An 18,709-nucleotide genomic window follows, 5' to 3' on the forward strand; every position below is an offset into this window, starting at 1 on the left:
CGATAAGTTATCGCCGTGCTTAACTGTCGAGTAAGCTAACGCTGTACTCGCAGTATGCAGCACGGATTTAATCAACAATTGAACTCAAGTTATATCATAGTATTTGCCCTGAAATTGCGCAAAACGCTTAAATTAAACGCCTTTTAAAAATCGGCGTTGCTGGGTCGAGGTCTGATCTGAAATTCACCTGGTAAACAGATCATTAAATTTGCACAAAAAAGCACTTAAATCACTTTTGTCTTCTACTTGCAAATTGGCGATCAAAAAACCGACTAGTGCAAAGAAAATGCCCTCTAGTCGGTGAAATGATTTCATTGATTGAATTGCTGTTTGTTAGTCTTTATTGAAGTATTTTTGTATTTGTGCCAAAGCAGCACTACCAATATTAAATACAGCCCAGCTAGCAGCGATCGCTAGAGGTGCTACTACTATTAGTACACGCCAATCCATAACTCTATTTCTCCTTGACAGCTATTAATTTATTTAAAAGGTTTATTTATGTAAAACCAGATTTATCTATACTCAAATGTACCAGCTTTCTTAACTTTTTTGCAGATTTTTTCTGACCTGTAGGCGTTTGCAAGTAATTGATAGTCACTAAAAAGGGGGATGAAAAATCCCCCAGCGATCAAGACAATATTTTTATTTAATTTGAATTCTTGGCAGAATTACACTAACTTGAGGTTAGGATAGTAGGCCAAAATATCATCAGCCGACAAAGTGTCGCCCTCGGCTTGGGGTGTCCAAAGAATTTCTACCGCCAATAGGCGATCGCTACCCAAACTACCAATCTGCTGTAGACTATTGCGCATATCATCAGTACCGTTGATTGTGGGTAGATCTAGGTTGCCAGTTGCTCCGACAATGACTGTAGCGACGATATATTCTCCTGTGTCTCCTTCTTTTAGTTGGAGTGCGCCATCTTTGGTTTCTCCTCCTAGGGCTTTTTGTGATTCGTCGCTAATCACGTTATCGACATTGGTTAGGGTTTCGTCAGCGAATTTGCTACGTTCAGTGAGGGAGAACTGATTAAACTTAGCTTCAGCTGCTTCTAAGCTAGCTTTTTGCGAGTTGGTTGCACCGTAAACCCAATATTCAGGGTGACGTAGTAAAGCAAGAGTTGCTTCCTGCAAGACAGTAGCTCGTCCTGAAGCAGTGCTAGTATCGGCTGTAAGCGCTAAACGATTTAACTCAGGCTGTAGTTCACGAGCATTGGCAAGTAAGCCCACCTGTACTTCTGCGACAGAGACGGTAGAAGTACTACCATAACCCTCTTGGCTGCCAACTCCTGCGCTTTGAAAACTACGCACGATAAAACTGGCGATCGCAAAGAAGATCAGAATGGAAAATAAACCACCACCACCATAACCAACGAAGGGCAATAGGAAGGGAAAGCCAAAGCCACCACCGCCATAGCCATAACCAGGAGATCTATAACCACCGCCATAACCGCCACCACTAGGACTAGAATAGCCGCGAGAAGGGGCGCTGAAAGAACCACCGCCAATTCTGCCTCCAGTACGAGCAGCCATCGCATCACCAGCGTTACCTAACACGAGAACGCTAACTAATACTAGGGCGACGATGGACTTTAACCACAATTTAGACCAATTTCGTTTAAAAATTATGTTCATTTTTTTATCAACCATCATGTTTAAAAATTTTATTTTTAACTTGCAGTCAGTAGCAATTAGTAATTACTTAACCCCCACCGACAATAGTGACAATTTCTAAGCGATCGCCTGAGCGCATCTGAGTTTCTGCCCAATATTGACGGTGTAAGAGTTCTCCGTTGTATTCCACAGCGATCAGGCGAGGATTTAACTTAAGCTGGGTTAGTAGCTCTGGCAGAGCAGTTGCTGCTGCACAGGTCTGGCTTTCTCCGTTGACCTGTATATTTATTGTATTAGTCGCATTCAACATAAATCTAGCTATAAACTGGGGTAATTACCGTCTAATCAACTGAGCTAAAAACTGGCGCGTCACTTGGCTTGGTTGCTCTGCCTGCATGATAGCGCGAACTACTGCTACTCTTTGTGCGCCTATAGTTAGAATTGCATCCAGATTGCTTAAGTCAATACCACCAATGGCAAACCAAGGAACAGGGCATTTAGCTTTTACGTAGTCGATATATTCTTTCGTCAGGGGTGACTTTCCAGGCTTGGTCGGAGTCTCGTAAAATGGGCCAACTCCAACGTAATCTGCTCGCTCGGCGATCGCCCTATTTAGTTCTTGCTTGTTGGTAGTGGAACGACCAATAATTTTCTGATTACCTAAGAGTTCACGGGCAAAGGATACTGGTGCATCATTCTGACCTAAATGTACACCATCTGCATCTACTGCTAGAGCGATATCAACGCGATCGTTGACAATGAATAGGGCATTATATTGATGGCACAGCTGACACAATTGATCGGCTTTTTCTAGGCGATCGCTATCATTGCCGTCTTTATGCCGATACTGTACCAAGTTTAAACCACCCTTAAGGGCTGCTTCTACCGTCTTGAGGATATCTGGTTCAGGAGATGTTACTAAGTATAGTGCTGCGCTTTGTAGTCGCTGATGTCGATAGCTATTAAAGAGCTTACTCTCAATCGTGTAGACGCGGTAACGTAGCTGTTTACAGGCTGATGCCATTTCTGGGTTATAGAGTTTGCTGTATTCTTCTAGTACTCTTAAAGCTTCTTGGGCGCGACATAAGTTTGCTTGAAGTAACTGTTCAATGCTGTCTCGTATTTCTTCTTGAGGATGTGATATATCTGTTCCCACATCCCCAGGAGTATCTCTAGCCTGACGTAGTTCCCAACTATGCCATTGAGCAAGTTCTTGACGTAGCTGTTTACATTCCTCTGCTAGCGTTTGGTTATTTAGCCCTAAACGACACCACTCTTCAATTATCCTTAAACCTTCACGGGCGCGATCGAGGTTGGCATCTAAGATGCGGTAAATAGCTTTTTTCATTGAACTTTAATTAGTTAATATTTTCACCATGACTAAACTATTTTGCCTTTAATTTCGAAACTCTAAGTTATCGATTTTAAGCTCTTAGCCTTTTATTTTCAGACCTTATACCTATCCTTTGAAAGATGAAAAATAAGCATATTTACCATCTAATAAATATTAAGCTTTTTATTTAGTTACAAATTATCAGCGTTGTACACAACTCATATTCAAAAATAATACTTCTACACAGTCAGACAATCTTAGATTAACTGTAATTATGTCTCAACAATCACCATCTACAGAATTAGAAACTACTTGGGGAAAATTTTCTCTAAGAGAAAAGGCACAAACAGCACAAAGCAAATTAAGCGAAGCTGGAATAGATCCCCAAAATATCACTTTAGAAACAGAAAATTTTACAAATCCAGTAAAGTTAGAAGATACAAAGGCGATCGCCAATTTGAAAACTGGTGCGATCGCTGGAGCAGTTTTAGGAGCTTTAATTGGTTTATCTATTAGTCTGATCGCCGTTGATTTCGTTGGTTTAGGACTAGCAGCTTTAAAAAACTTCCAAACTATTCATTATTTTGCTCCTATAATGGGAGCAATCGTTGGGGCTGCTGGAATAAGCTTAATTTTGGGACTGAGTGGTGCAAGCGTTACCAAAGATAATAGAGATAGTGGCTTTGAATCACTAAGATATTTAGTGGTGGTTCAGGGAACGGGGGAAGAAGTTGCTCTGGGTCGAGAAATTATTGCTCAACAGGGCGGAGTGGTAGAAGAAGCGGAGCGAAGATGATCGCGAAACTATAACTATGAAGTTCAATAGCTTAAACAGGTTCTTCGTAACCTTGAATATATTCAGGTTCGAACTGGCGCAAGAGTTTTGTAGCCTGTCTTATCAAACTATCTGTACCTTTAGTCACAATGATATATTTACCCGCATTGAGACGATTACGATAGGTTAAAGCATCGCCGCTACCTGTGGTTAAGCCAACGCCACCACCCACAACAATTGCGCCTAAAAACCCTGAAGCAGCGCCTAAAATACCGCCAATAACATGCTCGGTAATTGAGTTAGTAAAGGAAAAAAGATGAATACCCGTAAGTAGATTAAATGCATAACCAGCAACAAAGCCAAAAGGAATTAACATGTACGCTAGCAAGCTAACTCTTTTAGTCGCCTGTTGATTAGGATTAATCAAACCAAATTCATCGGCGCTTTGATAGCCTTGACCGAGAATGGTTACTTGTTCTGGTGGAATACCATCTTTCTGTAAAATAGAATATGCTTCTTCTGCTTGCTGTTTGTTGGCTAAGACTGTTACTAGATAATTCATAATTATTCCTATTACCTACCCCTAGCGAAAAGTCAGTTTAATAAAACTCCTATTGTTTAATTTATTAAGATCAGCAGTTGCATACATCTTTCTCTAGTTGTACTTTAAATTGATGCTGAACCATGCTAGAGCAATGGTATGTTGGATCCGATCAAGGTCGTCAACAATGAGCCAAATGAAGTCGCGATCGCATTAAGAACTAATTTTTAAATAAAAATAGAATACTGATCCACAACGGGCAGAAAGAGTCGAATTCATTTCTTCTTATGGCTTATAAAAACCAACCATAGGAATGTAACCCCTGTCCCAGTAAGTTAACTCCTAAATAACATACCCAAACTACTACAAAGCCTACTGCTGCTAGAATAGCTGGTTTCCTGCCCTGCCAACCGCGAGTAATTCGGGAATGCAGATAGGCAGCAAATACTAGCCAAGTAATAAATGCCCAAGTTTCTTTGGGATCCCAACTCCAGTATGAACCCCAAGCTTCGTTTGCCCAAACTCCACCAGCAATGATGCCAATAGTTAAGAGGGGAAAACCTAGCCCAATGACGCGATAGCTAATATTATCCAGGGTATCTGCCAGACTCAAACGCTCAGGGGATAAGGTGACGGTTTCTGTTTGGGGTAAATCCAACACTGCGGTATTGCCAGTGCTGGTATAAACACTTTCCGTCGCAGTATTTTTAGTAGTTTTTTGCTTAACGCGATCGCGAAAACTACCAGTCCCTACTGAACTGCCTTTTAACTCTACTTTTTGACCACGGGTAATAATTAAAAAGGCAATGGCGATCGCGCTTCCCACCATTAGAGTCGAATAGCTCAACATCATTACGCTAACGTGCATCATTAACCAGTTTGATTTCAAGGCGGGAACTAAGGGGGCTGATGCCTGCATTTCCACAGGTAAACTAAGGGCAGCAAAGGCGGTAATACACATCGCTACAGGGCTAGTAACTGCCCCCACCAAACGGCTACGGCTCATTTTTTCTGCTATAAAGTGAATGGTTGTTATCCCCCAGGCTAAAAAGAATAAAGATTCGTATAAATTGCTTAAGGGGAAATAACCTGCTTCAATCCAGCGAGAACCCAACAGGGTAGCCATACATAAGTTAGCGATCGCCATTCCCGTTGTACCCAAGGTAGCCATGAAGGGCAAATTAGGAAAAGCAGCGCCAACCCAGTAGATCAGCATGGTAACTAGCAACACCGCAAAAGAAGTATTGTCTAAGAAACTTTCAAGCGCAATTAAATCCATAGTTTTTTTTTGGTAGCTTTGCCTAAAATTGTCAAGATGCGATCAGATCAATGTATCAAGATCAATATATTTTAAAATATCTCTCCACATACTCTATTGTAAAAACAAATCGGTAGTCTAGACGACAATTTTTTACCCAGGAAGTTATTGGGAGGAGGGGAATATGCCTTGACAGCGATTAACCATTCATAACAATCTACCCTAAAGGATACACTCAATGCGATAAGTGCAAGCCCTAACCCTAAAGGGTACACTCAATGCGATAAGTGCAAGCCGCTTCGCATAAGGATTAGCTCCTTACGTCGCGTCCCGCTTCGCATAAGGCTGTGTGTTGTTTGTCAACTAGTTTTTAGTTTTTAGTTTCTAGTTTCTAGTTCTTAGTTTTAAGGCATTCATAAACGGCTTCGCCGTAGCTATTATTTAGCTGATAATTAGTTAATAACACTGTCTGTAGTAGTTGACTAATACCATTTTTCTGAACTTGTCACTAATGGCTATTAACTAACTGACGTTACGCAGAATCACGAAAAATCTATACTTTCAACAAGCGATTTAAAGCATATGCAAAGCGGTGACGCGGAGAACACCTACTACCTACTACCTATTTGCGAAGCTTATCCTTTAGGACTACCTACTACCTATTTGCGAAGCTTATCCTTTAGGACTACCTACTACCTATTTGCGAAGCTTATCCTTTAGGACTACCTACTACCTATTTGCGAAGCTTATCCTTTAGGACTACCTACTACCTATTTGCGAAGCTTATCCTTTAGGACTACCTACTATCTAATTTTCACAGATTAAGTAGTGCGTAACATCAGTTAACTAATGGGCTTTTTGCTGCCAAATTTCTACCAAATTGTTAACAGTTTGCTGCCAACTGTATTGTTGAGCGAGTTCTTGAGCTTTTATCCCCATTGACTGGCGAAGCTGAGTATCAGTAATTAATCTAGTTAACTTATCCAAAAAATCTGCTTGATTTTGAGGCTCATATAACCAGCCTGTTTCACCATCTATAATCGTATCAATAACCCCTCCTGCCCGAGGAGCGATCGCTGGAATTCCCGCAGCAGCAGCTTCAATTACTGTTAAACCTTTAGTTTCTTTTTCGGAGTTGGTAATAAATATATCGCCATTAACTAATAGTTCAGGTATAGATTTAGGTTTAATTCTACCTAATAAATAAGCTTCAATTCTTAGCTGTTTTAAAGTTTGTTTTATTTCTGTTTTTAGCGGACCATCTCCAACAATTATTATGGCTATTTGGACGGAAATTTGAGTAGGTAGTTTAGAGAGGGCTGTTAACACAAAATTCCATCCCTTATCGGGAGTTAAGCGCCCGATAAAAATTAACTTGATTTTATTTTCTAGATTAGATAGATTATATTTTACAGTAAAAAAATCGATAGCTTTATTACTCTGAGCAAACTGGCTTAAATCGCAGCCTAATAGTTCGGCGAAAGTTATATTTTTAATACCCATTCGCTCTAGTTTATGAGCAGTTATAGAACTTGATACTAAAGTACAGTCATAAGAATTATAAATTTTAGTGAAGATTAAAGCTAAAACTTTTTTAATAAATTTATTAATCCCTAGAGGTAAAGTAAAATAATCATCAAGGTAATCAATATAGTTGGTATGAAACCAGGCTATACAAGGTATTTGATGCTGTTGAGCGTATTTAACTCCAGGTAACTTAAGCAAACAAATTCCTAGTCTTTCTGCCTCATCAACATGAATCAGATCGGGTTTAAACTGTTCGAGCTTTTTTAGCACAATTTGATAAGATTTAATTGTTAAATCTCGTTCAAAATCCAAGGCGATCGCTTTACTGCTTGGTAAACTAATTATTTCTATGCCAGGAAATATTTTACCTGTATGTTGCTCATAATTAGGATATATATGTTTAATCGGACTGTAGTCTGGACAAAACACAATCACCTGATGTTTTAAAAGACTAAGCTGTTCTAATCTTTTAAAAATAGCGATCGTTACACCATCAATTACAGGAAAAAAACTAGAACAGATAATGGCAATTTTCATAAAACAAACTTATTTGTAATTTTTTACTTGCTCAATACTCCATAAGTCTAGAGGAAATTCATTAACACTAAACACATGAGATTTATATATCTGTTGAGATTTAATTTGCGAATCTTGATTTAATCTTTGTTTTAATTGTGTAGTAGGCTTTAATAGAAAAACATGAGCAAATTGATTTAGGTAGAAAGATAAATTTTCTTGAGGAGTAATTATCTTATATTTAACTTCAGGTTTCAAAGAATAAGCTAAAGATATTGCATCCATTGCTTCAGTAGATTCGACAATTACTAAAGCAGAATTACTTTGATTAATTATTTGAGCGATCGCTGGATTATTAATGTTTCTTCCCTTTTGATAAAAGGGCGATAAGCTTAGATTGCGAATATTAGAAAAAGTGCCTAATACTAACAAAGCAATTGTAATTAACTGCCAAAATTTTGATGGTTGAGAATTTAATTTATTGCCTAAAGTATAGGCAACAGCAATTAATATACCTAATTGTAGGGGAATTAAATATCTAGGTGCAGTGGAACTTTGACCCTGGTTGATAATGTCCGCAACTAGTAAAGGTAGCGGTAGAGAAAGTATTAAACAAATAATATAAAGCCAGCGATCGCTTTTTGTATTAACAATTAAATAGTAAAGGGAATAAGCTGACAAAGTTAAAATACCAATGGCAACTAAAGCTCCAATAATAGTTGTCCAGTCTAGATTAATATATTTGCTTATGATAACAGTAAAAATAGAAACTACTAATATTAAAGCAAGCTTCAATGACCTATTCTGCCAAAGAGGATATAGTTTAATAGCAGTCAGTAAAACAATGACAATTACTACCAAGGCTAGAACAATCTGAACTGGGTTAGAATTTGGCGATAGCGGTAAATCACCAAAAATTAATAAATTAGTGCCAAGATAAACTGCAATAATATCAGCAAGATTAAAATTACCTCTCATCCAGCTAGTATTTTCTCGAAGTAAATCTAAATGATTAATAATTACTAAAATCCAAGGTAAAAAAGCTATTAAAGTAATCAAGCATGATATCAGATAATTTCTGACTACACTTAGCTGATGTTTATTTATTTTAAAGATTAAATATAATCCTTGAAACAAAGCTAAGTAAATAGAAAATAATGAAGTATAAAAGCTAATTATTAAACATAAGCTATATAATAACCAAGCTGATTTAGTATTTAATTTGATGGCTCTGAAAAAACTAGCTCCTATTAATAAAATAGTCACTGTCCATAAACTATAAGGACGAGCTTCTTGAGCGTATGCTACATGAAAAGGGGAAATACTCATTATGCCGATAGCTAACCAGCTAATCTGCGAGCGATTAAATAATTCTTGGCATAACCAATATAAACAAGGCAAAGTTAGCAAACTAAAGACGACTGAGAGACTTCTCATTGTGGCAATAGAGTTACCCCACCACTGTAGCCATAATCTAGTAAATAAAAAATAAAGAGGAGCATGTTCAGGACTTTTAGTTAGAGCATGAAGACTATCACTAAAAGTTCGACTTAGATTGACAATTTGATAAGACAGTAAAACATCGCGTTCAACTATATTTTGCTGTAATAAATTACTGGTAACTTCTGCAATTGTATAACCTGAAACTCTAACCGCAGTTGCCACCTCATCTACCCAAAACACCTTATCTGCTAAACTTGTAACGCGAAAAAAAAAGCCGAGCAAGACCACACATATTAAGAGTAAAACTGGAGTAGCTTTAAATGCTAACTGGTAATTTTTGTGAGACATTTAAGATTACTAAGGCTAAGATATAGCGGTTCTCCCATCAGAATAAAAAGATAAATCTATTTTGAGTCTTTAATTCACAGGCATAGAATAGGCATGAAATGTAATTAAGTAAACGAAGAACACGATCAAGCGTAATTTTAAAGCCAAATAATGTCATCAATAATTCCTGGGCAGCAAGCTACAGCAAACAAACATAACATTTGTCGGAGTATAATATTTATATTGGCGGTAATGTTAACAATTTTGCGATCGCCTCTTGATGCAGTCGCTGATGAAGTTCAACCCCCTTCTCTTCAGCAAGAGCAAACCGATTCCCCCAATCTGCCTAGGAAATCTGAGCCAGCTTTCGGCACAAAAGGGCAAAAACAATGGTATGTTCAGGGTGCAGCAGCAACTACCCTAGATCGAAAAGAAGCTTTTCCGCAACGTTTTGGGTTAGCAGGGGCAGGATTATCTAAATTTCTGTTTGATGGTCACAGCATAAATTTAGAGTTGAACACCATCTATTTTAGCCAGCCTAACAACGATGCTTTAGGCTTAAACCTCGCCCTTTTAATGCGCTGGCATTTCCTCCGTAAGACCAACTGGGCGCTATTTATTGATGGTGGTGCGGGGATCATGGGTACTAGTAGCGATGTTCCCAGTAAAGGAGCAAGCTTTAACTTCACCCCTCAAGCTGGTGCAGGGATTAATATTAAGCTCAAAAATCAAAGACGACTGATGTTAGGCTTACGCTGGCATCATATCTCCCATGCCGATTTATTTGGAGCAAACCCTGGCAGAGATAGTATCATGGGCTACGTTGGCGTACAGTTTCCCAAGCCTTAGCCCTTTACCGTCATAAAAGCGATCGCAATTGAGCTAGGTTCACAAGTCAAATTCCTTCGGACTTTACAACAAGATTAAGTAGGTAGGTGGAATTAAATATAAAAATAAAATAACGGATTTTTATTTTTATCCCCTATCTCCAGTACTCCACTACCTCACATCAGTCTTTAAATTAATTATGCCTAGCTACTTATCTTCTCCATAAGGGTGATCGCTTGCTAAAAAAATATTCTCGCTAAAATATTTTTTAAAGCTAAAATCAAAAATTATGACCCGAAAAACCAATCGACGTAACTTCCTGATCGGTAGCGTAGCAGCAGCAACAGCTATTGGTAGCCAAGCTTTAAGCAAAAAAACAACCTTCGCGTCTTCGTCGACAATTAAATCAATGCCAGCAAGAATATTAGGTAAGACTCAAATTAGTCTACCAGTTTTAGGCTTGGGTGGAGCAGGGCAAACTCCTATTTCCTATGAAGGGAAAGAAAAAGAAGCCATTGCTTTAATTGAAAAAGCTTTAGAATTAGGCATTAAATATTATGATACCGCAGCCAGCTATGGTCCTTCAGAGGAACGCTTTGGTAAAATTTTACCAACCTACCGCGATCGCATTTATCTCAATAGTAAAACCGCATCCAGAGATTACGATGGTGCTTGGCGAGAATTAGAGCTATCCTTAAAACGTCTTCAGACGGATTATCTCGATTCTTGGCAATTACATCACGTTTCTTTTACTGATGAATTAGACATTATTTTTAGTAACCAAGGCGCAATCAAAGCTGTTGAAGAAGCCAAAGAGCAAGGATTAATTAAATTTTCGGGAATTACAGGACATCATGAACCAGAAGTTATTGCCGAGGGGTTGCGTCGCTACGATTTTGATACAACTTTGATCTCTCTCAACGCTGCCGATGTTCATCATCCCCGTCCATTTTCCCGTACCGTATTGCCAGTAGCACAAGCAAAAAATGTCGGTGTAATCGCTATGAAAGTTCCTGCATACGGTAAATTATTACAACCTGGTATTTTATCTAGTATGGAACAGGCTATGGGGTATAGCCTTTCTTTACCTGGAGTGCATTGCTGCATCATAGCTGCCGAGAACCCCGAACAACTAGAAGCCAATGTTACTGTAGCGCGCAATTACACTCTTTTAAACACAGCACAAATGACCCAAATAGAACAACTAACTATCAACGCTGGCGAAGACGGCGCATTCTTTCGTCGATGGACTTAAAAAAATATTAACTCCTGATAAACAAAAATGTCTTGGTCATTATGATAATTGGTCTACGTTCCTAGATCAGCGCAAACTGCTCTCCAGTAACCGTATCAGGAACAGAGCTATTGGTAATATCGATGTCATCTAATCTTACCTGCTGACCAAAAATATCGGTGACTAATAGATCTTGCACACCATTGAGTGGGTAGTTACCTTCAATGACAAAGCGATTATCAGACTCCCGCTGGAGTTCGACCAAATCACCATCAGCTTCAATTAGCTCAACGCTTTCAATTGGATAACGATGATTGTTCAATCTGGTAGCTGCATAGTAGGGACTAGTACCATCAATAGTTTCGACGACAATACCGTCACCAATTCTGTAACCATAAGCTGTTACATAATCATCAGCAGGTCCAACTAACTGATAGTTAATATTAACTATCCCATCAGCGGAATCTGCTACCTTAGTAAATGCTTCGGCACTCATATCCATACCGTCTGCTCTTTCTGCCAACTGATCTGTTACCTGAACGATAATTGGTGCTGCACCATCTCTTTGTTTAGGCCCAGATACTTCCAGAAAAGCACCACTTGCTTCAGAACCATTCCACTGAATATTATTGATGGCTACTACTTTGTGTAGTTGGTCTTGAGTTGGAACATCAAATCCAGAATTGCCTAAACCCCCAGCAGGGTTTGCTGCATCAAAAAATGTAGCTCGTCCTTGATAGGGTTGATTAAGCTCAAGTTCTGGAGTTAAATCGGGATTTTCATAAGTATAGATACTTTCATCAATACTAGGACTAGCAAAAGTAAAACCATCTAATTCGTAGTTTTGTGGGTCCGTAGTGACTGAATCATTGCCCGTAAACCCGAAAGTTAGAGTTTCACCTGCTGCAATTTCTCGATTCCAAGCATTATGAGAAATTACATAGCTACCGTTTTGATTCTGCTTAATCGCCGCATCCCAAATATTGGTAATTTGGTTGGGGAAATCAAACTCTAAACTCCAGGTGTCAATATTGCTATTACTCGTATTGGTAATTGAGATTGAACCCTGAAAACCACTACCCCAATCGTTGATGAGCGAAAAGCTGACATCAGCAGGAAGGTCATTCGTTGCTTCCGTAGTTAGTTCAGGATTTGCTGGGATATTTTCAACTACTGGGTTGCTGTTACTGGAATCCTCTATTGGTATTACTTCAAGCTTATTCGATTCAAAATCACCTAATCTAATTTCTTGGGGTTCAAAAATTTTCCCGTTAATTTTATTAGCATTGAAAATAATCGAAGTGCTTTGTTGGGAATCAATGGTTTGATTGTAATCTACTGGCTTGAGAGTATAGATGTTGCCTGAACGACTAACAATTTCTGCTCCCCAAATCTCTTCTGGGGTAATTTCAAACTGAGACTCAAATTCGATTGTCCAATCTGCTAAAAGTTCTCCCATATTAGTCAGATCTAGTCTGCCTGTAAATCCTAGATCCCACTCTGTTTGAACAGTAAAGCTCGTTCGGATCGGCTGGTTAGTTAAAGATTGCATATACTTATCTCTCTTTTCTCTTGATGATTGATGTCTCGCTTCATCATCTCTTTACAATCAACCAGAGGCAGTGACAATAATCAGAGACTGAGTGTGATATTAAACTTCAAAATGTAATATAAAATTACTCGAAAAAATTGTGCCAAAGCGATCGCCGATTAATTATAGTGGTGCAAGATTAGGTTAGGACATATTAAAGTTATTTGCTCATAAGTAACAAGTAACAAGTAACAAGTAACGAGTAATGATTGTCCTAATATAAGTGCGTATCGCTATATCTCCCTGTTTCAACCCAGCAATTTATTTTTTACGAATACTGAGCAATAAATTCTTGAACCTTACACCAAACTTGATCAATGAGATCGGGACTAGTATTATCAAACCAAATAATCTGTTGATTCTTGTTAAACCAAGTACGTTGACGTTTAGCAAACTGACGAGTGTGGGTGACGGTTAAAGCGATCGCTGCTGCTAAATTGAACTCCCCAGCCAGATATTGTTTAATCTCGGCATAACCTAAAGTACTGAGGAGGGATAAATCCTGACCATACTTATTACAGAGATACTCAACTTCTGTAACTAATCCCATTTCAATCATTTGCTGGACACGAGAGGCGATACGGCGATCTAAAACATCTACTGCACAATCCAAACCAATCTGCAAAATTGGATAATTAGGGTGATTTTCACCCTGTTGAGCTGAAATAGGTATTCCTGTGACGTAATAAACTTCTAACGCTCTTAGAGTTCTAAATTGGTCATGAGGATGGATTTTAAGGGCTGCTATGGGGTCAACTTGAGTCAACCAGGCGTGAATTTGTGCCTGTCCTAAAGAAGCTAGTTGCGATCGCAATTCGGGTTGAGGAGATACTCGCGGAATTTTTAAGCCTTTAGCGATCGAGTCTAAATATAGTCCTGTCCCGCCAACTAATAAGGGAATTCTGGATTGATGAAGAGCAATTAATTTCTGTGTCTGCTGCTGATATTCTGCCAGAGTTAACACCTCGGTTGGGTCACAAATATCTATTTGATAGTGAGAGACTAACTTTTGTTCTGCCTCGGTTGGCTTTGCCGTACCAATATCAAACTCTCGATATATTTGGCGCGAATCGGCGCTAATAATAACTGAATCCAAACGCTGGGCAATTTCTAGCGCCAACCCTGATTTCCCGCTAGCCGTTGCCCCACAAATCACAATCAGCATAAACTCTTTGTTTTAATTTCATCCGTCCGTATGAATGCCATTCGTAAAGATCAGATTGAACGAGGAAGCCCATCGAGGCTTGCCCGCTTCTCTAGGGGAAACCTCGACCAGCGCAAATCTCGTTAGAAAACATAACTCAAAATGACATCTTAGGGCAAAGAAACTTTATTCATTCTCTCTTGAGGATTGCCACTCTTGAAAATTACTTGGTAACAGGATTTTGCTAACCATTTAAACTTGTTGCTACAGAACCGTTTTTATTTAGTCTGAGCAGTTGCAGGATAGCAAACCCCGACACCACCTAAACCACAATATCCGTTAGGTACTTTACTAAGATACTGTTGATGATAATCTTCAGCGTAGTAGAATTCAGGCGCTGCAATGATTTCGGTAGTGATGGGATCATAACCAGCTTTGCTCAATTCTTGCTGGTAGGCTGCTAGCGATTCTTCTGCTAGTTTCTTTTGTTCTGGAGTATAAGTGTAGATTCCAGAACGATATTGAGTCCCGCGATCATTACCCTGGCGCATTCCTTGAGTAGGATTATGGCTTTCCCAAAATATTTTAAGTAGCTCTTGGTAGCTAACCTGCTTAGGGTCATATACCACTAACACCACTTCGTTATGTCCTGTCATACCCGAACAAACTTCTTGATAAGTAGGATTAGGAGTATGTCCTGCTGCATAACCAACTGCTGTGGTGTAAACTCCTTGTTGCTGCCAGAATTTTCTTTCTGCACCCCAGAAGCAACCCAAGCCGAATAATGCCTGTTCCATGTTTTCAGGAAAAGGAGGCACAAGCGGATTCCCATTAACGTGATGTTTAGCTGGTACGGGCATTTTTTGTGTACGCCCTGGTAATGCTTCTTGAGCAGATGGAATGGATGCTGGTTTGCCTAAGCCGAATAGTCCCATAAGAATTAATATTTGATTTTTATTTTTGTTAATTTTTTTTACGATATTTATATTGTAAGAGAATCGTTAAAATTTAGAATTCGGCTAACCCTACATTTAATTAATAATTAAATGTAAACATAGGCTATGTTTTAAACTTAAGATGAAGAACATTATTGAAGCTTGATTGTTATTCCTTATTTACTTACGATACTATAGCCAGGGAACGCAACTATCAACCAAGCTAAATTGATCGCTAAATGGTTATTGAGTCATTTTAGTCAAGTTTAATCAAGTTTAATTAGGAAAAATTTATGAAAATTTTAGTAGTAGAAGACGATGAGCGGATTAGTGATGCGATCGTCGAGTATTTAAGCGACCTCCACTATGCGGTAGAGGCAGTATATGACGGTCAGAGTGCCTGGGATTTACTAGACGTATTCACCTACGATTTAGTGTTGCTTGACGTTATGCTACCAGAAATGGATGGAATTACCCTCTGCAACAAACTACGAAGCAGAGGTTTTAATATTCCGATCCTGATGTTGACTGCTAAAGATACTTTAGAAAATAAAATTGAAGGGCTAGATGCAGGGGCTGATGACTATTTGGTCAAGCCTTTTGAACTAGATGAGCTGTCAGCACGAATTCGCGCCTTGCTGCGTCGTGGCATAGGCAGTCTACCACCTGTATTAAGTTGGGAAAACCTACGTTTAGATCCCAGTAGCTGCGAAGTGTTTTATCAAGAAGAACTCTTACCTCTTAGTCCTAAAGAATACAAGCTGCTGGAATTTTTCTTGCGTAATGGTCGTCGTGTATTTAGTCGCGCTCAAATCCTCGAACATCTTTGGTCTTTTGAACAGGTGCCTGAAGAAGCCACGGTTAAAGCTCATATCAGAGGTTTAAGACAAAAATTAGAAGCTGCTGGAGCGCCTCACGATCTGATTGAGACGGTCTATGGTTTAGGATATCGTCTCAAAGAAGAGCCCCAGCAGGTCAAAAACTAGACTGAAATCATTATGCATCAAAGCTTGCGATCGCGGTTACTGCTGTACTATCTCATAGTTATGGCAACTATCTTGGGTATTTTTGGCTCAGGGGTTTACGTTGTTTTTCGCCGTAGTTTGTACAATCAGCTAGATAAGAAGTTATTGACCTTGGCGCAATCGGCTACCCCTTCTTTTGCCCCAGTACGCGATCTCGGTAATAAATATCTTAATGAGGTAGAAGAAGTTCCTTGGCGTGACATTTTTAATCGAGATCAACAAAGTCTAGAATGGTTTGATGCCAAAGGTAAATTACTTGGTCGCAAGGGAATAATTGAGATCAATGCGCCTCCAGAGTTAGGAACTTCTTTTATTCAAAATCCAGACACGAGGGAAGTGTTTCGAACTTTAACTATATCGATGTTTGTGGGTAAAAATGGTGACACTGGAGCTGCTACTTCAGTTGGTATGATTAGAGCTACCCAGTCTAACGAAGAAATAGAAACAGCCCAGTCGGAACTCTTTTGGATTCTGGTGATTGGCGGGATGTTAACCCTAATTTTAATTGGCTTGGGTGGATTTTGGCTGACACAAAAAGCAATTGAGCCAATTGAAGCTAGTTTTTTACAGCTTAAACAGTTTACTGCTGATGCATCTCACGAGTTGAGAAGTCCACTGACGGCGATCAAAGCTTCGATTGATATCATGCGTACCCATCCTGAGAGGGTTCATCCCAAAGATGTCAAAAAATTAGAGGCGATCGCTGGTGCTACCCTGCAAATGAACGAAATGCTAGGAGATTTGCTGTTTCTCGCTCGCGCTGATGCGGATGCTGATTTATCTACTAATGAACGGAAACTTACCCCTGTATTGCTCAATCAAATTCTGCAAAATTGCTTTGTTTTGTTAGAACCTTTGGCGAATGAAAAAAAGATTGTCTTTCAGTCTAAATTTAGAGAAGAATTAAAGGTATTAGGAGACATACCACAGCTTTCTCGCTTATTTTCTAATTTATTAGAAAATGCTCTCCAGTATACCCCTGATGAAGGTCGAGTGAGCTTAGACTTATATCGACAGAATCGCTTTGCGGTAATTAGCGTGAGGGATACAGGTATTGGTATTGCCTCAGATCAAATCAATAAAGTATTTGATCGCTTTTGGCGGGCGAGTAAAGCGCGTAATCGTCGTGAAGGTGGTACAGGGTTGGGTTTAGCTATTTCAGCAGCGATCGCCAAACGTCATGGCGGTAAGATTTCGGTAACTAGTGAACCTAACATCGGTACTTGCTTTTTAGTCCGTATCCCTTTAGTCGAGCAGCGCAAATCTTCTGTAGTTAAAGTGTAAATAAGTAGCTAGGCATAATTAATTTAAAGACTTATGTGAGGTAGTGGAGTAGTGGAGATAGGGGAGATAGGAAAGAAAAATAAGAATCCGTTATTTTATATCTAATTTCACCCAGCTACTTATATGAGCCAAGCAAGCGACATGACATTAATAAGGCAGATTAGTAGCTCAAAAGCAAAGAAAACAGCCAACTAAACTGGATTAAGCTGCTTCAACTTTTTCTGTTCCCAAGCCAGTGCTGACCGCACAATTTCATCAAGAGAATTGTGTTGAGGATTCCAGCCGATTACCTCGCGGATTTTCTTACCTGAAGCAATGACGCAGGCAGGATCTCCCTCTCGGCGAGAAGTCTCTACCACAGGAAAATCTACTCCCGAAATTTCTTTGATTTTTGAGAACACTTCTTTAACGCTGTAGCCAGTGCCATAGCCACAGTTAAGGATTTGACTCGTTGGTTCTTGTTCTAAATATTTAAGAGCGTCTACATGAGCAGTCGCTAAGTCTTCGACATGAATATAGTCTCTAATGCCTGTTCCATCTTTAGTGGGATAGTCAGTGCCATAAATACTAGCAGAGGCGCGAATACCCAAAGCAGCGTCACACCCCACTTTAATTAAATGAGCAGCTTTTTGACCCATTTGACCGATTTTGCCAGAACTATCGGCTCCTGCCACGTTAAAGTAGCGCAGAATGACATATTGAAGCTCGGAAGCTTGAGCATAGTCGCGGATGATGCTTTCGCTCATCAATTTAGACTTACCGTAAGGATTAATTGGCAAAGTTGGAGACGATTCTTCCACAGGAAAGTCTTGAACTTCGCCATATACTGCTGCGGTACTAGAAAAGACAAACTGATTAACATTAAACTTTTTACAACACTGTAATATGTTAATCACGTTGCTGGTGTTGTTGGAGTAATAATTGAGGGGCTGCTCTAAAGATTCGGGAACAGAAATACTGGCAGCAAAATGTATTACTGCATCAAAACTATGCTGTTCGAACACCTTTGACAAGCATTGTTTGTCGTTAAGTTCTCCTTCATATAATTTGCCATACAGAATTGCTGCTGCCGAGCCTGTGGACAAGTTGTCATAGATAACAATCTCGTAGCCAGCTTCTCCTAATTTTTTGACCGTATGAGAACCTATATAGCCTGCACCACCCGTCACTAAAATTTTAGTCATAGTAATTTTTTATAGTAACTTATACTTAGTTTTACTGTATTTGTCACACAATTGTGACTCTCCCCGCCCGTCACTATGTTTTGGGCGAGGCTTCTATTAGAGCTAAACTAATACTGATGGGTACAAGTTTAGCCTAATAGGGCAGGTCACA

Annotated in this window: 17 protein-coding genes; 5 read left to right on the forward strand and 12 right to left on the reverse strand. The window is 39.3% G+C overall.

The window, feature by feature from the left end; translation table 11 throughout:
- Positions 1-333: 333 nt before the first annotated feature.
- The 4 genes from C7B62_RS18850 to C7B62_RS18865 form a co-directional block, all read right to left on the reverse strand.
- Positions 334-450 (reverse strand): photosystem II protein Y, encoded by a 117-nt coding sequence (locus C7B62_RS18850; RefSeq protein ID WP_106240593.1) that lies wholly within the window; start codon positions 448-450, stop codon positions 334-336.
- Positions 451-668: 218 nt separating this feature from the next.
- Complete coding sequence (locus C7B62_RS18855) at positions 669-1,634, reverse strand: DUF1517 domain-containing protein (RefSeq protein WP_106240641.1); 966 nt, start codon at positions 1,632-1,634, stop codon at positions 669-671.
- 67 nt (positions 1,635-1,701) lie between these two features.
- Positions 1,702-1,923, reverse strand: coding sequence for a sulfur carrier protein ThiS (thiS, locus tag C7B62_RS18860; RefSeq protein ID WP_106240596.1), 222 nt, complete (start codon positions 1,921-1,923; stop codon positions 1,702-1,704).
- A 24-nt stretch (positions 1,924-1,947) separates the two neighbouring features.
- Positions 1,948-2,961: a thiamine phosphate synthase gene (locus C7B62_RS18865; protein WP_106240599.1), complete on the reverse strand. Its 1,014-nt coding sequence runs from the start codon at positions 2,959-2,961 to the stop codon at positions 1,948-1,950.
- Positions 2,962-3,220: 259 nt separating this feature from the next.
- Here C7B62_RS18865 and C7B62_RS18870 point away from each other — a divergent pair, with 259 nt between their 5' ends.
- The gene (locus tag C7B62_RS18870; RefSeq protein WP_106240603.1) at positions 3,221-3,742 is read left to right on the forward strand and encodes a hypothetical protein; all 522 of its coding nucleotides are present in this window, start codon (positions 3,221-3,223) and stop codon (positions 3,740-3,742) included.
- A gap of 31 nt (positions 3,743-3,773) precedes the next feature.
- On the opposite strand, the gene C7B62_RS18875 is transcribed toward C7B62_RS18870, so the two are convergent.
- From C7B62_RS18875 to C7B62_RS18890, 4 genes are all read right to left on the reverse strand, one after another.
- Positions 3,774-4,283 carry a hypothetical protein gene (locus C7B62_RS18875; RefSeq protein WP_106240606.1) on the reverse strand — a complete coding sequence of 170 codons (510 nt, stop codon included), beginning with the start codon at positions 4,281-4,283 and terminating at the stop codon, positions 3,774-3,776.
- 271 nt (positions 4,284-4,554) lie between these two features.
- Positions 4,555-5,541 (reverse strand): c-type cytochrome biogenesis protein CcsB, encoded by a 987-nt coding sequence (ccsB, locus tag C7B62_RS18880; protein WP_106240611.1) that lies wholly within the window; start codon positions 5,539-5,541, stop codon positions 4,555-4,557.
- Positions 5,542-6,366: 825 nt separating this feature from the next.
- The gene (locus C7B62_RS18885) at positions 6,367-7,584 is read right to left on the reverse strand and encodes a glycosyltransferase (protein WP_106240613.1); all 1,218 of its coding nucleotides are present in this window, start codon (positions 7,582-7,584) and stop codon (positions 6,367-6,369) included.
- Between the two features lie 9 nt (positions 7,585-7,593).
- A complete protein-coding gene (locus tag C7B62_RS18890) occupies positions 7,594-9,354 on the reverse strand; it encodes a glycosyltransferase family 39 protein (RefSeq protein WP_106240617.1) in 1,761 nt (586 codons plus the stop codon).
- Between the two features lie 150 nt (positions 9,355-9,504).
- Between C7B62_RS18890 and C7B62_RS18895 the strand changes: the two genes are divergently transcribed.
- On the forward strand, positions 9,505-10,182 hold the full coding sequence (locus C7B62_RS18895; RefSeq protein WP_233220046.1) for an acyloxyacyl hydrolase: 678 nt from the start codon (positions 9,505-9,507) through the stop codon (positions 10,180-10,182).
- Between the two features lie 268 nt (positions 10,183-10,450).
- Positions 10,451-11,416: an aldo/keto reductase gene (locus C7B62_RS18900; RefSeq protein WP_106240620.1), complete on the forward strand. Its 966-nt coding sequence runs from the start codon at positions 10,451-10,453 to the stop codon at positions 11,414-11,416.
- 61 nt (positions 11,417-11,477) lie between these two features.
- On the opposite strand, the gene C7B62_RS18905 is transcribed toward C7B62_RS18900, so the two are convergent.
- The 3 genes from C7B62_RS18905 to msrA form a co-directional block, all read right to left on the reverse strand.
- Positions 11,478-12,947, reverse strand: a complete 1,470-nt coding sequence (locus tag C7B62_RS18905; protein WP_106240624.1) for an expansin EXLX1 family cellulose-binding protein — start codon at positions 12,945-12,947, stop codon at positions 11,478-11,480.
- A gap of 307 nt (positions 12,948-13,254) precedes the next feature.
- On the reverse strand, positions 13,255-14,151 hold the full coding sequence (miaA, locus tag C7B62_RS18910; protein ID WP_106240628.1) for a tRNA (adenosine(37)-N6)-dimethylallyltransferase MiaA: 897 nt from the start codon (positions 14,149-14,151) through the stop codon (positions 13,255-13,257).
- Between the two features lie 257 nt (positions 14,152-14,408).
- The gene (gene msrA, locus C7B62_RS18915; protein WP_106240630.1) at positions 14,409-15,065 is read right to left on the reverse strand and encodes a peptide-methionine (S)-S-oxide reductase MsrA; all 657 of its coding nucleotides are present in this window, start codon (positions 15,063-15,065) and stop codon (positions 14,409-14,411) included.
- 293 nt (positions 15,066-15,358) lie between these two features.
- Between msrA and C7B62_RS18920 the strand changes: the two genes are divergently transcribed.
- Both C7B62_RS18920 and C7B62_RS18925 read left to right on the forward strand, forming a co-directional pair.
- A complete protein-coding gene (locus tag C7B62_RS18920; RefSeq protein ID WP_106240633.1) occupies positions 15,359-16,051 on the forward strand; it encodes a response regulator transcription factor in 693 nt (230 codons plus the stop codon).
- Between the two features lie 12 nt (positions 16,052-16,063).
- Positions 16,064-17,374 carry a cell wall metabolism sensor histidine kinase WalK gene (locus C7B62_RS18925; protein ID WP_106240636.1) on the forward strand — a complete coding sequence of 437 codons (1,311 nt, stop codon included), beginning with the start codon at positions 16,064-16,066 and terminating at the stop codon, positions 17,372-17,374.
- 191 nt (positions 17,375-17,565) lie between these two features.
- On the opposite strand, the gene galE is transcribed toward C7B62_RS18925, so the two are convergent.
- Positions 17,566-18,558, reverse strand: coding sequence for a UDP-glucose 4-epimerase GalE (gene galE, locus C7B62_RS18930; RefSeq protein ID WP_106240639.1), 993 nt, complete (start codon positions 18,556-18,558; stop codon positions 17,566-17,568).
- Positions 18,559-18,709: the final 151 nt, after the last annotated feature.

The sequence above is a fragment of the Pleurocapsa sp. CCALA 161 genome, from assembly GCF_003003995.1.
GTDB lineage: Bacteria > Cyanobacteriota > Cyanobacteriia > Cyanobacteriales > Xenococcaceae > Waterburya.

What these genes read in the sequence shown, in the direction of transcription:
- C7B62_RS18850 (WP_106240593.1), bottom strand. Translation starts at nt 450, where the DNA reads ATGGATTGGCGTGTACTAATAGTAGTAGCACCTCTAGCGATCGCTGCT.
- C7B62_RS18890 (WP_106240617.1), bottom strand. Translation starts at nt 9,354, where the DNA reads ATGTCTCACAAAAATTACCAGTTAGCATTTAAAGCTACTCCAGTTTTA.
- C7B62_RS18865 (WP_106240599.1), bottom strand. Translation starts at nt 2,961, where the DNA reads ATGAAAAAAGCTATTTACCGCATCTTAGATGCCAACCTCGATCGCGCC.
- thiS (WP_106240596.1), bottom strand. Translation starts at nt 1,923, where the DNA reads ATGTTGAATGCGACTAATACAATAAATATACAGGTCAACGGAGAAAGC.
- C7B62_RS18920 (WP_106240633.1), top strand. Translation starts at nt 15,359, where the DNA reads ATGAAAATTTTAGTAGTAGAAGACGATGAGCGGATTAGTGATGCGATC.
- C7B62_RS18925 (WP_106240636.1), top strand. Translation starts at nt 16,064, where the DNA reads ATGCATCAAAGCTTGCGATCGCGGTTACTGCTGTACTATCTCATAGTT.
- galE (WP_106240639.1), bottom strand. Translation starts at nt 18,558, where the DNA reads ATGACTAAAATTTTAGTGACGGGTGGTGCAGGCTATATAGGTTCTCAT.
- C7B62_RS18895 (WP_233220046.1), top strand. Translation starts at nt 9,505, where the DNA reads ATGTCATCAATAATTCCTGGGCAGCAAGCTACAGCAAACAAACATAAC.
- C7B62_RS18855 (WP_106240641.1), bottom strand. Translation starts at nt 1,634, where the DNA reads ATGAACATAATTTTTAAACGAAATTGGTCTAAATTGTGGTTAAAGTCC.
- C7B62_RS18885 (WP_106240613.1), bottom strand. Translation starts at nt 7,584, where the DNA reads ATGAAAATTGCCATTATCTGTTCTAGTTTTTTTCCTGTAATTGATGGT.
- C7B62_RS18870 (WP_106240603.1), top strand. Translation starts at nt 3,221, where the DNA reads ATGTCTCAACAATCACCATCTACAGAATTAGAAACTACTTGGGGAAAA.
- ccsB (WP_106240611.1), bottom strand. Translation starts at nt 5,541, where the DNA reads ATGGATTTAATTGCGCTTGAAAGTTTCTTAGACAATACTTCTTTTGCG.
- C7B62_RS18900 (WP_106240620.1), top strand. Translation starts at nt 10,451, where the DNA reads ATGACCCGAAAAACCAATCGACGTAACTTCCTGATCGGTAGCGTAGCA.
- C7B62_RS18875 (WP_106240606.1), bottom strand. Translation starts at nt 4,283, where the DNA reads ATGAATTATCTAGTAACAGTCTTAGCCAACAAACAGCAAGCAGAAGAA.
- miaA (WP_106240628.1), bottom strand. Translation starts at nt 14,151, where the DNA reads ATGCTGATTGTGATTTGTGGGGCAACGGCTAGCGGGAAATCAGGGTTG.
- msrA (WP_106240630.1), bottom strand. Translation starts at nt 15,065, where the DNA reads ATGGGACTATTCGGCTTAGGCAAACCAGCATCCATTCCATCTGCTCAA.
- C7B62_RS18905 (WP_106240624.1), bottom strand. Translation starts at nt 12,947, where the DNA reads ATGCAATCTTTAACTAACCAGCCGATCCGAACGAGCTTTACTGTTCAA.